At 63.1% G+C, this 13,845-nt stretch carries 11 protein-coding genes; 6 read left to right on the forward strand and 5 right to left on the reverse strand.

Features of this window, described 5'->3' with window-relative positions; translation table 11 throughout:
- Positions 1 to 47 precede the first annotated feature (47 nt).
- A complete protein-coding gene (locus PPN31114_RS19825; protein ID WP_150681246.1) occupies positions 48 to 1,565 on the reverse strand; it encodes a glycosyltransferase family 2 protein in 1,518 nt (505 codons plus the stop codon).
- Entirely contained in the window at positions 1,562 to 2,104 is a 543-nt protein-coding gene (locus PPN31114_RS19830; RefSeq protein WP_246182697.1) for a cytochrome b, read from the reverse strand. Before PPN31114_RS19830 ends, PPN31114_RS19825 begins: the two co-directional genes overlap by 4 nt.
- Positions 2,105 to 2,664: 560 nt before the next feature.
- Here PPN31114_RS19830 and PPN31114_RS19835 point away from each other — a divergent pair.
- Entirely contained in the window at positions 2,665 to 3,483 is an 819-nt protein-coding gene (locus PPN31114_RS19835; protein WP_150681248.1) for an isocitrate lyase/PEP mutase family protein, read from the forward strand.
- 135 nt (positions 3,484 to 3,618) lie between these two features.
- Complete coding sequence (locus PPN31114_RS19840) at positions 3,619 to 4,437, forward strand: class II aldolase/adducin family protein (protein ID WP_150681249.1); 819 nt, start codon at positions 3,619 to 3,621, stop codon at positions 4,435 to 4,437.
- Here PPN31114_RS19840 and PPN31114_RS19845 read toward each other — a convergent pair.
- The 3 genes from PPN31114_RS19845 to PPN31114_RS19855 form a co-directional block, all read right to left on the reverse strand.
- Entirely contained in the window at positions 4,392 to 5,324 is a 933-nt protein-coding gene (locus tag PPN31114_RS19845; protein ID WP_150681250.1) for a LysR substrate-binding domain-containing protein, read from the reverse strand. The genes PPN31114_RS19840 and PPN31114_RS19845 overlap by 46 nt on opposite strands.
- 154 nt (positions 5,325 to 5,478) lie before the next feature.
- Positions 5,479 to 6,867 carry an MFS transporter gene (locus tag PPN31114_RS19850; protein ID WP_150681251.1) on the reverse strand — a complete coding sequence of 463 codons (1,389 nt, stop codon included), beginning with the start codon at positions 6,865 to 6,867 and terminating at the stop codon, positions 5,479 to 5,481.
- 377 nt (positions 6,868 to 7,244) lie between these two features.
- On the reverse strand, positions 7,245 to 8,471 hold the full coding sequence (locus PPN31114_RS19855; RefSeq protein ID WP_150681252.1) for an FAD-dependent monooxygenase: 1,227 nt from the start codon (positions 8,469 to 8,471) through the stop codon (positions 7,245 to 7,247).
- Positions 8,472 to 8,611: 140 nt separating this feature from the next.
- Here PPN31114_RS19855 and PPN31114_RS19860 point away from each other — a divergent pair, with 140 nt between their 5' ends.
- From PPN31114_RS19860 to PPN31114_RS19875, 4 genes are all read left to right on the forward strand, one after another.
- Positions 8,612 to 9,526: a LysR family transcriptional regulator gene (locus PPN31114_RS19860; protein WP_150681253.1), complete on the forward strand. Its 915-nt coding sequence runs from the start codon at positions 8,612 to 8,614 to the stop codon at positions 9,524 to 9,526.
- Between the two features lie 94 nt (positions 9,527 to 9,620).
- The gene (locus tag PPN31114_RS19865; protein ID WP_150681254.1) at positions 9,621 to 11,465 is read left to right on the forward strand and encodes a type II CAAX endopeptidase family protein; all 1,845 of its coding nucleotides are present in this window, start codon (positions 9,621 to 9,623) and stop codon (positions 11,463 to 11,465) included.
- Between the two features lie 75 nt (positions 11,466 to 11,540).
- Positions 11,541 to 12,212 carry a DUF1345 domain-containing protein gene (locus tag PPN31114_RS19870; RefSeq protein ID WP_150681255.1) on the forward strand — a complete coding sequence of 224 codons (672 nt, stop codon included), beginning with the start codon at positions 11,541 to 11,543 and terminating at the stop codon, positions 12,210 to 12,212.
- A gap of 247 nt (positions 12,213 to 12,459) precedes the next feature.
- The gene (locus PPN31114_RS19875; RefSeq protein ID WP_150681256.1) at positions 12,460 to 13,833 is read left to right on the forward strand and encodes a cytochrome ubiquinol oxidase subunit I; all 1,374 of its coding nucleotides are present in this window, start codon (positions 12,460 to 12,462) and stop codon (positions 13,831 to 13,833) included.
- The last annotated feature ends 12 nt before the right edge of the window (positions 13,834 to 13,845 follow it).

The raw sequence follows: 13,845 nt of genomic DNA on the forward strand, positions 1-13,845 counted from the left end.
GGGTCGCCGTCAGAAAAACGTCAGGGGTCAGGGAACAGGAGGGAGCGTCAACCGTCGCGGGGGACCGACGTGCCGCGCTCTCCCGAGAGAATACCCCGTCGCACCTGAATCCCCCAATGCTGCCGTCCCGTCAGGAAATGCCCCCAGCCTAGCGCCGCCCCAACGTGCCGCATCAGTTGAAACGAGAACGGCTCGAGCACCGCAGCGACAAACGCCAGACCGAGGCTCGTGCCGGTGCGGTGCCCGGTCCAGCGGCGGTATGCGTGCACCGACCAAAGATGAAAGCCCAGATCGATGACGATCTTGCCCAAGATGATGCCCGACACCGGCAGCACCACGCCGTAATGTCCTTCGCAAACGAACGTGACGAGCAACGCGAATGCTGTGAGGCCGTAGATCGGTTGCAGCGTATCGAACGCTTTCACCGGCAGCATCAACCGGCCGAGATTCCCGTAGCGGCCATTACCCACCATGTCGCGATACCAATACTGCGTTTGCAGAAAGCCCGCGAACCAGCGACGCCGCTGGCGCAAGAAGCTCGTGAGCGTGCCGGGCGCATCGGTCAGCGCCTGCGCCCCACCGATCACACGCACGTCCCAGCCCAGCGCATGGTTCACGGAATAGCGGCGCAGGCGGTGAATGAGCTCGTAGTCCTCGACCAGACACGCGGGATCGAAGCCGCCCACGGCAACGACCGCGTCGCGGCGAAAGCAAGCAAACGCGCCGGAGATCAGCAACAGTCCATCGGCCCGCATCCATGCAAAGCGCGAAATGAAGTTGCGGATGTATTCGTAGGTTTGAAAGAACTGCAACACGCGCGCGCTCATCGTCTGACCGCACACGGGCGTGAGCACGCCCGTCGCTGCCACAAGATTTGGACGGCGCACGAAGGCGTCGTGCATGGCGGCACACGCACCGGCATCGAGCAATGTGTCGGCGTCGACCGTCATCACAATGTCCGTGTCGACGCCTACCAGCGCTGCATTGAGCGCACGCGCCTTGCCGCCATGCGGCACGCGCAACCAGCGCAGGTTCGGATGCGTGCGGCTCGGCGCGCTGAGTGCCCCCTCGCCCGGATCCGTCAGGCCATAGCGCTCGGTCAGCAACGCCACCGTGCCATCGCGTGAGCCATCGTCGGCAATGACGATCAGGTCGGGCACACGTTGCTGCGCCATCAGCGCTTGCAACGTCACCGGCAATGCTGCCGCCTCATTGTGGGCGGCGACGACGACGCCCATCGTGAGAGTTTCGGCGTGCGCTGCCGCCATGTTTGCGGCGGCGGGCTCGGCATCATCCGGGTCGGGCCGCATGAGCCTCCGCGCCTTCCAGAACACGAACGCCAGCAGCACCGTGTCGTACACCACGTACGCCACGCCAGTGCCCCACGCGAATACGCCCTTGAGAAAAAACGCTTGCGCGAACAGCAGGCACCAAAGCACCGCCACTGCGCCATGCACCAGCCAACTCGCTAACGGCGTCGCAGGCAACGTGAAGCGCGGCGAATGCCGTTCGCGGGCCGCTTCGAGCCGACTCGCTTTCGTGATTTCCGTGACTTCCATGCTCATGGCAGCATCCGGTTCAGCACCGAGTGGCGGTCGATCCATTGATGCTTGAGCGCCCCGCCGATGTGCAGCGCGAGCAACGCGTACAACGCATAAGCGCAGTAGGTGTGCACGTTGCCGAGCACGTCGTGCCAATAGTCTTTGCTCGCATCGCTCATGGCCATCAAAAACCCCATGCGCGGGAACGGAATCACGCCGAAGAGCACCAGCGGATGCGTCGACGCCGCCACCCATGCCGAATCGTGCGCCCAGCCAGAGAGCGGCAGCGCGAAGATCAGCACGTAGAGCAGCCAGTGCACCAAATGCGCGCTGGCCCGCTCCCACGACGCGAAGACATGCGAGAGCGCGGGCGGCCGGTGCGTTGCGCGCCACAAAATGCGCAAGATGGCCAACCCGAGCACGGTAATACCGATGGATTTATGAAGATCGATCCAAAAGCGCACATCGATCTTTTCGAGCGTGGCGTCGGAGAGCAGCGCGATGGTTTGTCCGATGGCGACATTGCCGAGCATCAAGAGCGCAACGGCCCAATGCAAGAGCATGGCAACGCGCGTGTATTTGGCGTCCTCATAGAGCGCAATACCGCGCGTTTGACGAGGCGACGAAGAAGCAGACGATGGGGGCAGTGAATTCACGACAGGCATCCTGAAAAACTGGGGAAGATGATTGCATAACGCCCGTTGAAGCGCGCTTATTCCCGCGTTGCCACAAAAAACTTGTTTCCTCGCGCCTTACCGTGAATTACCGCGAGCCGAACACGTTAGCGGCCACCAATGCTGCCTTGCCGCCCTCTGTAGCCAGAGATTCCACCGACCTGACGAAGTTTCGCCCGGACAGAAATATCGCGCTGGGCAGGGCGGAAAATGAGCGATTTCTGGAAAAAACCGACTGCTAGCCGCGAATGCGCATCGGCAGATAAAACCAGCATGCCGAAATACCTTATCGCCGCCGATTGTGGAGACCGTCGCCCGCCGCTTGCGAGCGTGCGGCAAAACCGCGATGATCGTGCATCCAGACGTGCGCACGAGACTGACCGCCAAGGCGCTACCGGCCACTGGCGCGAGGCCTCAAGTGCCGCCGCTATCCGCCCGAGGAGACTGCCATGCCACGCAGCACCGCCGAAAAACGCGCCGCCTTTCGTGAACTGCACTTAGCCGGTTGCTTTGTGATCCCCAACCCGTGGGATGTGGGTAGCGCACGCTATCTCGAACATGCAGGCTTTCAAGCCATTGCCTCCACGAGCTCCGGCTTCGCGTGGTCGACAGGCCGCCCTGATAACGCCGTGACCCGCGAGACCGTACTCGCCCATCTGAAAGCGCTTGTCGCCGCCACCGACCTGCCGGTCAACGCCGACTTCGAAAGCGGCTTCGGACGCACGCCTGAAGACGTCGCTGAAAGCGTCAAACTCGCCGTTGCGACCGGCGTCGCAGGGTTGTCGATCGAAGACTCGACCGGCGACATCAATACGCCGCTGTTCCCCATCGAAGAAGCTTTCAAGCGCATGAAAGCCGCGCGCCGCGCCATCGACGAGACGGGCGGCGACACGCTGCTCGTCGGCCGTGCAGAGAACTTCTTCGCAGGCGTGCCCGATCTGGACGACGCCATTGCCCGGCTCAAGGCCTATGCCGAAGCCGGTGCCGATTGCCTCTACGCGCCGGGAATTCAGACGCCGGAGCAAATTCGTGCCGTCGTCACCGCGGTCGCCCCGAAGCCCGTCAACGTGCTGATCGGCAACAATTCGCCGTTCACGCTGGAAGACATGCGTAACCTCGGCGTGCGCCGCGTGAGCGTCGGCGGCGCGCTGGCCCGCACCGCGTGGGGCGGTTTCATGAGCGCCGCCACCGCCCTCGCTGAAGGCCGGTTCGACGGCTTTAACGGTGCCGCAAGCGGCGCGACGCTCAACGGTCTGTTCGGTCAATAAGCCAATCTGGCCGTGCATACCCCATGACTTTTCGTCGATAGACACGCGGCAAGCCCCTTCGGACAATGCTCGGCAAGCCGGCGTACCGTTCGCTTCTCACGGCACGACCGGCATCTCTACCCCACGGAGTGCCGAATGAGTTTGCCGCAGCCTTCACAACCCCAGGCCACCGACGCCTTTGCCATCCCCACGCCGCTGGGCGCCCCGCTCCCCAAGCCTCGCGTGTTCGATAACTTCGCTGACGCGCGTGCCGATCGCAAGTTGCGCTTGGCCGTAGCGTTTCGCATCTTTGCGCGCTTCGGGCTTGCCGAAGGTATTGCCGGGCATATCACCGTGCGCGACCCTGAATTTCACGACCGCTTCTGGGTCAATCGCTACGCGCAGCACTTCTCTTCGATTCATCCCGACGATCTCGTTCTCGTCGACGAAGCGGGCCGCCTTCACGAAGGCGACGGTCCGGTGAACGCCGCTGCCATGGCGATTCATGCGGGCATTCATGCGACGCTGCCTCACGTCGAGGCCGCAGCGCACACGCACACCACGCATGGACGGGCGTTCTCCGCGCGCACTCGCCCGCTGGCACCGATCAATCAGGAAGCCTGTTTGTTCTACGACGACCACGTGCTCTTTCGCGGCGACGTGCTCGTGCTTGGCACCGACGAAGGACGCCGTATCGCGCAGTCGATGGGGCATAAGCGCGCCGCCGTGTTGCTCAACCATGGGCTGCTCACAGTCGGCTCGTCGGTGGATGCTGCCGCCTATCGCTTTCTCGCGATGGAGCGCTGCGCGCAAGTGCAATTGATCGCGGAAGCGGCCGGGCCGCTCGAAGTGCTGCCCGACGCCGAAGCGCGCGAAGTGCATCGTCTGCTCGGCTCGGACTACGTTGCATGGCTCGGCTTTCAGGGGCTCTACGAACAGGTGCTGCGCGAAAGCCCCGATCTGGCTGCGCGATAGTCGTCGACCGCGCGGCGCAACCACGCATCGAACTGCTGCAACGGCGCCCAATCGCGCCGTTGTGCCGGGTACGAGAAATAGATGGTCTGCGGATTGGCGAGCGTATGGGCATGCGCTTGCACCAGCGTGCCGCTGGCCAGTTCGCGCTCGATCAACACACGCGGCAACAACGCCACGCCCAGCCCCGCCACCGCCGCGTTGATTGCCATGATGAACATGTCGTAACGCTGTGCACTGCGTTGGGGCTTTAGCTGCGCGGCGTCTTGCGAGGCCAGCCAGTCGTCCCACGCGCGCGGCAAATCGCGCACGCAAATCCACGACAGTTCGGACAACTGTGCCAGCGAAAGCGACGGTTGCCCTTCGAGCAATCGAGGCGCGGCGACCAGCACTAGCGTGTCGTCCGTAATGAGGGCCGTGCCGGGCATGCCCGGCCATAACCGGGTGCTGAAGTAGATCGTGGCGTCGAATGCAGAGTCGTCGAAGAACACCGGCTGATCGCGCCCGATGATGTGCAGACGCACGTCGCGCGTGTTCGCATAAAAGTCGTCAAGCCGGGGAATTAGCCACTGCGCCGCGAACGTGACGCCCACGGCGATTTCCAATTCGGTTTCGCGCCCCTGCTGCACCACGTCGAGCGTGTCGCGGCGAATCTGATCGAGATGCACGCGAATGCGTTTGGCATACTCGGCCCCGGCAGGGGTGAGCACGAGCCGTTGCTTCACGCGCTCGAATAACGCTACGCCCAAGTGGCCTTCCAATTCGTTCACGCGCTTGCACACAGCGCCATGCGTGAGCGCAAGTTCTTGCGCGGCCTGCGCAAAGTTCTGATGGCGGGCGCTGGCCTCGAAAGCCTGCAACGCCGAGAGGCTGGGCACACCCAGACGCATGATGTCTCCTGCGGGTTTCCATTCGTGCCCGACAGTCTATTCGATGCGCCCCGCGCCCTGTACGGCAAAAAACAAACCGGCCCGCAGCGCTAATGCGCCAGCGGGCCGCTTCTACGTGGTTTCTGCGTCGATGACGACAGGTGTTTCGCTGCGCTTATTCGACGTGCGCGACGCCACCCGCTAACACTGCACCGCTCGCCACTTCCTTGGGCAGCGCCCACGACATCCAGTGCGTGCGCAGCACCACGACCAGCACGAAGGCCAGCCCTGCCAGCGCGCCAAACGTCGCAAAGCCCATCTGATAGCTGCCGGTAGATTCCTTCGCCATGCCCATGATCACCGGCAGATAGAAGCCGCCGATACCCCCAGCCGCGCCGATGATGCCCGACATCAGGCCAGTCTTGCCCTGCCAGCGTTGCGGCACCAGTTGAAACGTCGCGCCGTTACCCAGACCGAAGCACAGGTACATGATCACGAGCAGCGCGATACCTGCCCCTTGCGGCGGCATCCACGCCGCGAAGACAAAGTCGCAGATCGAGATCGCTGCCAGCAGCATGACGAGCGCGCGCACGCCGGAAATCTTGTCGGCCACTAGCCCGCCGATCGGACGCACCAGCGCCCCGAGGAACGCGAGCATCGCCATGAACAGCCCGGCCTCGATGCGTTGCATGCCATACAGCGAGATGAGCAGCGTACTCACATACGACGACATGCCAACGAACCCACCGAACGTGATGCTGTAGACCAGCATGATGACCCACGTATCACGCTCGCCCAGCACGCCACGATAGTGACGCGGCAGCACGGCGATCGCGAGCAACGCACCGAGCACCGGCAGCAGCAACACGCCCGCCTTGCCTTCTCCGAACGCACCGGCATGCACGCACAGCACGAGGGCGACGAGGCCGAACACCGTAATGAAGAAGCTCGTGAACGCGCGCGGCGCGCTACCCGACTTCACGCCCTGATCCTTCGCCCAGAACACGAGCGCAAGCGCGGCGAGTGCCAACAGCGGCAACGCGGCACCGGCGGCACGCGCCCAGCCGAAGTGCTCGGCAAGCCCAGGAAACATAAAGCCATCGAGCACCGCGCCGATGTTGCCTGCTGCGGCCAGTCCCAGCACGAGACCCTGCACTTTCGGCGGATAGTTGCTGCCAGCCATCGGCAGCGCCACGGCGAAGCTAGCGCCGCCAATGCCGAGAAACACGCCCAACACGAGCAGCAGTGTGTACGACGGCGTGCTCGGCATGAGCAACAGCACGATCGACGGAATGGCAGAGAGCGTGAGGCCCATGAGCGCGATCTTGCGGCCGTCGAAGGCCTGATAGAGATTGCCCAGCGTCACACGAAGAATCGCCGCGCCGAGCACTGGCACGGCCACGAGAAAGCCGGTCTGCGCCGGGGTCATCGCAATGTCTTTGCCGATGAACGGAGCCAGCGGGCCGAGCATCACCCAAACGGTGAAGCCGGTATCGAAGTAGAGAAAACACGCGACCAGCGCGCGCCAGTTGCCACTTTTCAACGATTGCGTGAGCGTGCTCATGGGAACCCTCGTGTTCGTTTGCCAAAAAAAATGGCGTCCCGAAGCCATATGCCTGTGCGAGCAGGCCTATTGCCTCGGGACGCCGTTGCCCCGAAAGCCTCGCTCTCGCGAGACCGTTCATGCGGTGCAGAAAATTCGCTTGTCACGACTCGGCCGCCATTGGCCTTATGCAAGCATTAGCAAGTGGCGTGCCAAGCCCCTCGGAGACACCCCGCACATTCGCGGGAGAAGCCCGTGGGCGTTGGCTTTCGAGTCAGCTAAGGGGACGAGAAGAGATCGACGGATGCCATGAATGGCCGCGAGGCGTTGCGCCCTGCATGACGCCGTAACGGGCACAATGCCGCATCGTGATGCGGCGGCGCACCATTACAGTGATTTCACTCAATGCGGTACAGGCTGCCAACGCCGCTTCCCTCTACTGACGTGCTGTCGGCGCAGACAGACATCGGAAGACCCTCTCCCCATCCGGCGGCCAAGACCTGCACGTCACGCACAGGATCGGACGCCTTGGCCCGCTCGTTGCGGATGCGGCAGGTGTCAGGATCTGTGGCGAACAACCCGCGTGCGAAGACCCGGCCCTGTTCCGCGAGCCTTGCGGTTTTGGGGGCGCGAATTTTCGCAAACGCCTGAAAGATCTCGTCCAAGCCTCCACTTGCCCCCGCCAGACACCGGGCCAAATGCCACGCATCCTCCAGCGCCTGGCAGGCGCCTTGCCCTGATGTCGGCAACGGCGCATGTGCGGCATCCCCGACCAGCAGGACATTCGCCCGACTCCATGTAGGCAGCGGCTCCAGGTCATGCACCGCAATCAGCCGGATGGCATTCTCGGGCGTCGCACGGATGATGCTCGAGACCGGCGCAGGCCATTGTGCGAACAGATCCGCGACCTCCTTGCGCATATCAGCGGTGGGCGTGGCCTTATTCAGGGGCCGTGCCTGCGCTGCTGCCCAATACACCAGCTCGGGGCGAACTGGCACGCAACCAAAGCGCTCGCCCGCGCCCCAGAAGTCCTGAATCGACATATCGTCCACCAGCGCATGCGGCCCCTGTGCCACGCCGATCCAGTTCACAAAGCCTTGATAGACCGGGGTGTTGTCACCCGAGACAAACTTGCGCGCCACTGACGCCATGCGGCCGTCGGCGCCAATGAGCAGATCCGGGCGGATGCTCGCGCCATTTTCGAAATGGGCCACGGCCCTGCCATGCGCATCCAGCTCGATGCTCACCGCCCGGTGCCCGAACGCCACCGGAATTCCCACCCGTGCCGCATGCGCCAGCAACACCGCCTGCAAGTGCCTGCGCAGCACCGTGTACGTTGGGTATCCCATCGTCCGGTCCAGCAAACCGATATCGAGGCCCCCCAGTGCATTTCCCTCGGCGTCCTGGCGACGCATTGTCAGCGGTCGACCGCCAATGGCCTCGATGTCTTGCAGCAGTCCAAGTTCGTCCAGCACAAAGCTGGCATTGGGCCAAAGCGTCACACCGGCCCCCATGGTCGCCGGCCCCGCACGGCGCTCGTAGACCCGAGGGTTAAAACCCTGCTGGCGCAATGCCAGTGCCACGCTCAGTCCCGCAATACCGCCGCCAAGTATTCCAATTTCCACGCTAATGCTCTCCTTGTTCCCACCGCGCCCGATGCACGGTCCACCGCAACACATCGGGCAAATGGGCATCTTAGATTTCGCCATTACAGAGAACTAGCATGCAAAAATAGGATGCTTTCATACCTCAAACGGGACAATCAATGCGCGATGCCCTCGATCTGAATGCTGTCCGTGTCTATGCGGCAGTGGTTGATGAGCAGAGCTTTGCTGGTGCATCGCGTCTATTGGCCAAGCCCGCCTCCAACGTCAGCCGCCACGTTGCCGCACTGGAGCGAAAACTCGGCACACGCCTCCTGGAGCGAAGCACGCGTCACCTGCGCATGACGGAAGCCGGTCGACTGCTCTACGAACGCGCCAAGCCCTTGCTCGACACCTTGCTCGCCACGCAGGAAGAGCTGGGTGCCGTACAGCGCGAACTGCGTGGTCCCCTGAGAATCTGCATGCCTGGTGAGGCACCAAGACTGCTGGCGCCCATCCTTGCCGAATTCTGTAGCCTCCACCCAGGCATCGAGCTCGAATGCGATACCCGGATGACCGGGCTGGAGGTACTTCGAGAGGACGTCGATCTTTGCATCGTCTTCCACCGGGGCCATCAGGAGGACAGTGGTTTCATCACCCGCGAACTCGCCACACTGCGCAGCATCGTGGTTGCCGCGCCCTCCTTGCTGGCCAGGACCGGCATGCCACGCCATGTGCGCGAACTGAAGTCGCTGCCCTGCATCACCACCCTCAGTGCGCTGAAGGGCCAGCCGTGGCAGTTTCAGGACGCTGCGGGCGACATCATCAAGGTGCCAGTCCGCAGCCGCTACCGCGTCAACAGTGGGGAACTGGCGGTGGCCGGCGCACGGCAAGGCATCGGCTTCGCGATTGTGGCGGCCTATCCCTGCCAGGAAGATCTTGCTGCGGGCCGATTGCAGGAGGTGCCACTGGACCTGTGTCCTGCACCACTGCAACTGCTGGGGGCGTACAGCCATCGCCATTCCGTGACTGCGCGTGTCCGGGCGCTGCTGGAATTGATACAGGTGCGGTTGGCTGGAAACAACAGTTCGGCGTAGCTTGGCCGTTATGCCAATCAGGCCGACAGTTTGAAAAATACGATCGGCCATTACAACAATCAGCAAAACTCAGCACCACACAGGGGAATCTCGCGTGTATCGCTTGTCTCGCCTCTTCATTTGCCTGACGTTGGCCACACTCGGCCTCCTATCGCTCACTCCCATCACGCCCGTCAGTTCCGCTTTCGCGGCACCCGCCTTGGCGACTCCGGGCAGCGCATTGCCGAATCAGGAAGCCATGACCCGGCAGGTCGACGACGCCTCGCTCGCCAAGTATCGCGAGATCGTCGCCTCGCTCGGCGCATCGGCACGCGCGCGCCCTAGAGACTCGGCCCTTGCGGTGGCGCGCTGCCAGTTCATCCAGAACTACGCATGGTCGGAGGACTCGCATTGGACCGAGCAAGCGCAGGCCGACCTGAAGGCCTGTCGCCAGGACTTGAAAGACAAATTCGGCGACGCGCCGAAGGTCGCGCTTTATCTGCTGCAAGGCGTGTACGGCAAAGTGGCTGTCGAGCAGGGCACGGCACTGCTGCCTAAGGCCGAGCAGTGGCCGCCACAAGATCGTGCGCAACTGCACGCGGCGCTCGCTAACGCCTACGAAGGCATTCAGGACAAGTACAGCGCAGGCATGCAGGCCGTCGAAGCCGCCAAGCTGTCGCCGGACACCCCTGTGTTGCTGACCGCCGTGCGGCACCTCGCCTCGACAGGCGACAAGGCGCAGGCCAAGCGTCTGCTGATGGACGCGCCAGTACCGAAGGTGGCGTGGGCCGCTAGCGGACGTATCAACACGGCCCACGACGTGCTGCCGGGCACGACCGCCCGCGATCTGCTGGTTCGCATGCAGCAAGCGGGCATCAGCGTCGATCCCTACACGAGCGCGCGCGCCTACCTCCAGGCCGGTGACGTCGCCAGCGCCCAGCGTGCACTGTCCGAACCCAAACCCGGTGCCCCCGAGACGGCGCAACTTCGTGCGCTGCGCATCTCGGTAGGCCTCGCAGCCCGCGACGGCAAAGCGGCCGCATCGGCCATGCAGTCCTCGCTCCAACGCGATACCAATAACCGCTGGCCGCTCGCGCAGTCGTATGCCGTGCTGCTGTCGATCGATCCGGTGGCCGGGCTGAATCCGGCCTTCGCGCCGCTGCTGCTCACGCTGATTACCATCGCGCTCGCCATCGTGTTGATACCAGGCGTGCTGATGTTCCCCGCCCACTATGTCGGCACCGTGCGGGCGCGCAAAGGCCGTCCGCTCGCTGCAATCTTCGAGGGCATCGGCCTGCGTCATGCCTGGTACGCACTGGCGGTGTTCTGCCTAGTCTCATGGGCGGTGACCTCGCTTGTTGCCGGGCAGTTCATGCAAACGCGCACGGGTGTCGACGTGCCGCGCGTGCAGCCGAATCTCGCCATCGCCCACTTCTTCACGCTTGGCATCGTCATGCTCGCGCTGGCTCGCACCGTATGGCGCTTCGGTTGGCGGCAGTGGCTGGGCACGGGGCCATGGAAGGTCCGGTGGTTCATTTGGCCAGCCGTGTTGCTCACGCTCGCCCTGCTTAGCGCGTGGATCAGGGCACGCCACACGCTACCGACGGCACCCTCGCCGCTATTGACTGAGGTCGTCGTGCGCGGCGCTCACCAGTTGGGCGGCATCGGGCTGGCGTTGCTGCTCATCGCGGTGGCCGTGCCCATCGTCGAAGAGTTCGTCTTTCGCGGATGCCTGCTCGGCGGCCTAAGCCGCCACATGAGCTTTGCTGCGGCCAACATTTGGCAAGCGTTGATTTTCGCGTCCGTGCACTTCGACGCCACGCATTTCGCTTTCTTTGTCCTGTTCGGCCTCACAACCGGGTGGCTCGCGAAGAAAACGCACGGCCTGGGCGCGTCCATTGCGATGCACGCCATCAACAACACGATATTCGTCATGCTGACGCTCTCGCGAGTGTCGTGAACGCACCGCGGGCGGCAGCGTGGGCGATAATCTGGGCACTTGCCGCCCGCCCGGGCCGCCGTCCGGATATCGCTCATGAACGCCAAGCTTTTCCCGCATCTGGTCCGCTTCCATCCACGGTTGCTCATCGCCATCGTCATCGGCGTGCTTGCCGGGTTGTTCGTGCAAATCTTCGTGAAGGGTGAATTCAGCACCATCACCCGAATCCTCATCGGCTGGAACGCCGGTGCATGGTCGTATCTGGCGATGATCTGGTGGATGATGGTCACCGCGCCGAAGCGCAGCATCGAGCGCTTTGCCGAGCAGGAAGATCAGAGCGCCGCCGTCGTGCTCACGGTGGTGAGTCTGTCGGCCATTGCAAGCGTGGCCGCCATCATCCACATCCTTGCGAGTGCCAAAGCCGGGGCCTCGCATCACGCGTCCGAACACGTGATCTTTGCCGCCACCACGCTAATCGGGGGGTGGTTTCTCGTGCCGACCATCTACACGCTGCACTACGCGCGTCTGTATTTCACCGATACCGAATCGCCCTACGCGCTGGTGTGGCCCGACCGGGACTGCGACCCCGACTATTGGGACTTCCTGTATTTCTCGTTCACCATCGCCGTGGCCTCGCAAACGGCCGACGTCGGCCTCTCGTCGCGCCGCATGCGCCGTGCCACGCTCGCCCAAGCCATCCTCTCGTTCTTCTTCAATTTGGCTGTGCTGGGCCTGTCGATCAATATCGGCGCGAGCCTGCTGAGCTAACATCGCCACCTGCCCCCACCCCGCCCCCGTGTGACATGGCGTCGCACGGGGTGCCGACATAAATCCCTTATAAAACATACAAATAGCGATTCACTTGATGGGTCGCTATGGCGCGTCATTGCGCCACATGCGACGACTTGTCACGCGTGCTGCAACGCAGCAAGTCCTACTATGTACGCAAACAGATGGTGAAAAACCGTCAATAAATACGTACAAGACAGGGTTATCTACCTACATAGAGCGCATCATGACAGCCGTTCCCGAAGCTCTCGACCTCGCGCGCATTCAATTCGCGTTCACGGTCTCGTTTCACATCGTGTTTCCCGCCGTCTCCATCGGGCTGGCCAGTTTCATCGCCGTACTCGAAGGGCTCTGGCTCAAGACACGCCAACAGCACTATCTCGATCTGTGCAAGTTCTGGTCGAAAGCCTTCGCCGTGTGTTTCGGCATGGGCGTGGTCTCCGGTGTGGTCATGGCGTATCAGTTCGGCACGAACTGGTCGGGCTTCTCCAGCTTCGCCGGTGCCGTCACCGGGCCGCTGCTGACGTATGAAGTCATGACCGCCTTTTTCCTCGAAGCGGGCTTTCTCGGCATCATGCTGTTCGGCTGGAACCGGGTGAGCCCGCGTGCGCACTTCGGCGCGACGCTGTGTGTCGCCATCGGCACGCTCATTTCCACGTTCTGGATTCTCGCGTCGAACAGTTGGATGCAAACGCCGCAAGGCTACGAGATTGTCGACGGGCGCGTAGTGGTGCTGTCGTGGTGGGACGTGATTTTCAATCCGTCTTTTCCGTATCGTCTGGCGCACATGAGCATTGCTGCTTTCGTGGTGGCAGCCCTTGTTGTCGCAGGCACCGGTGCGTGGCATCTGCTGCGCGGGCGTCGCGATCCGGCCGTCAAGACCATGTTTTCGATGGCCATGTGGCTGCTGCTGATCTTCGCGCCGTTGCAAGCGTTCGTGGGCGATCTGCACGGTCTGAACACGCGTGAACATCAGCCCGCGAAGCTCGCCGCGATGGAGGGCCTCTGGGAAACGAAGACCGGTGGCACGCCGCTCAATCTCTTCGGCTGGCCCGACATGGAAGCCGAGACCACGCGCTATGCGCTCGAAGTCCCGCATCTGGGCAGCCTCATCCTCACGCATAGCTGGGACGGCGAGGTGCGCGGACTGAAGGAATTTCCGAAGGACGAACGTCCCAACGTGCCATTGGTGTTCTGGAGTTTTCGCGTGATGGTCGGCCTCGGCCTCGCGATGATCGCTGCCGCCCTCGCCGCTGTGTGGCTGCGCCGCCGTGGCACGCTCTTCACGTCGCGAGGCTTTGCCCGAGCGATGCTGTGGCTCTCGCCGACGGGTTTCGTAGCGCTGCTCGCCGGATGGGTCACCACCGAAGCAGGACGCCAGCCGTGGGTCGTCTACGGCGTGATGCGCACCGCTAACGCCTTGTCGCCGGTCAGCGCGCAACAGGTGCAGGTGTCGCTGCTGATCTTGGTGATCGCCTACTTCCTCGTGTTCGGCACGGGCATTTACTACCTGCTGAAGATTCTGCGTGGCGGACCGGAGTCAACGGGCGCCGATAGCCCGCACAGCGCACCGCCCAAGGCCCCGCTCGCCATCGCTTGATGACGCGCATTT

Origin of the sequence: Pandoraea pneumonica, from assembly GCF_902459645.1 — a bacterium.
Lineage (GTDB): Bacteria > Pseudomonadota > Gammaproteobacteria > Burkholderiales > Burkholderiaceae > Pandoraea > Pandoraea pneumonica.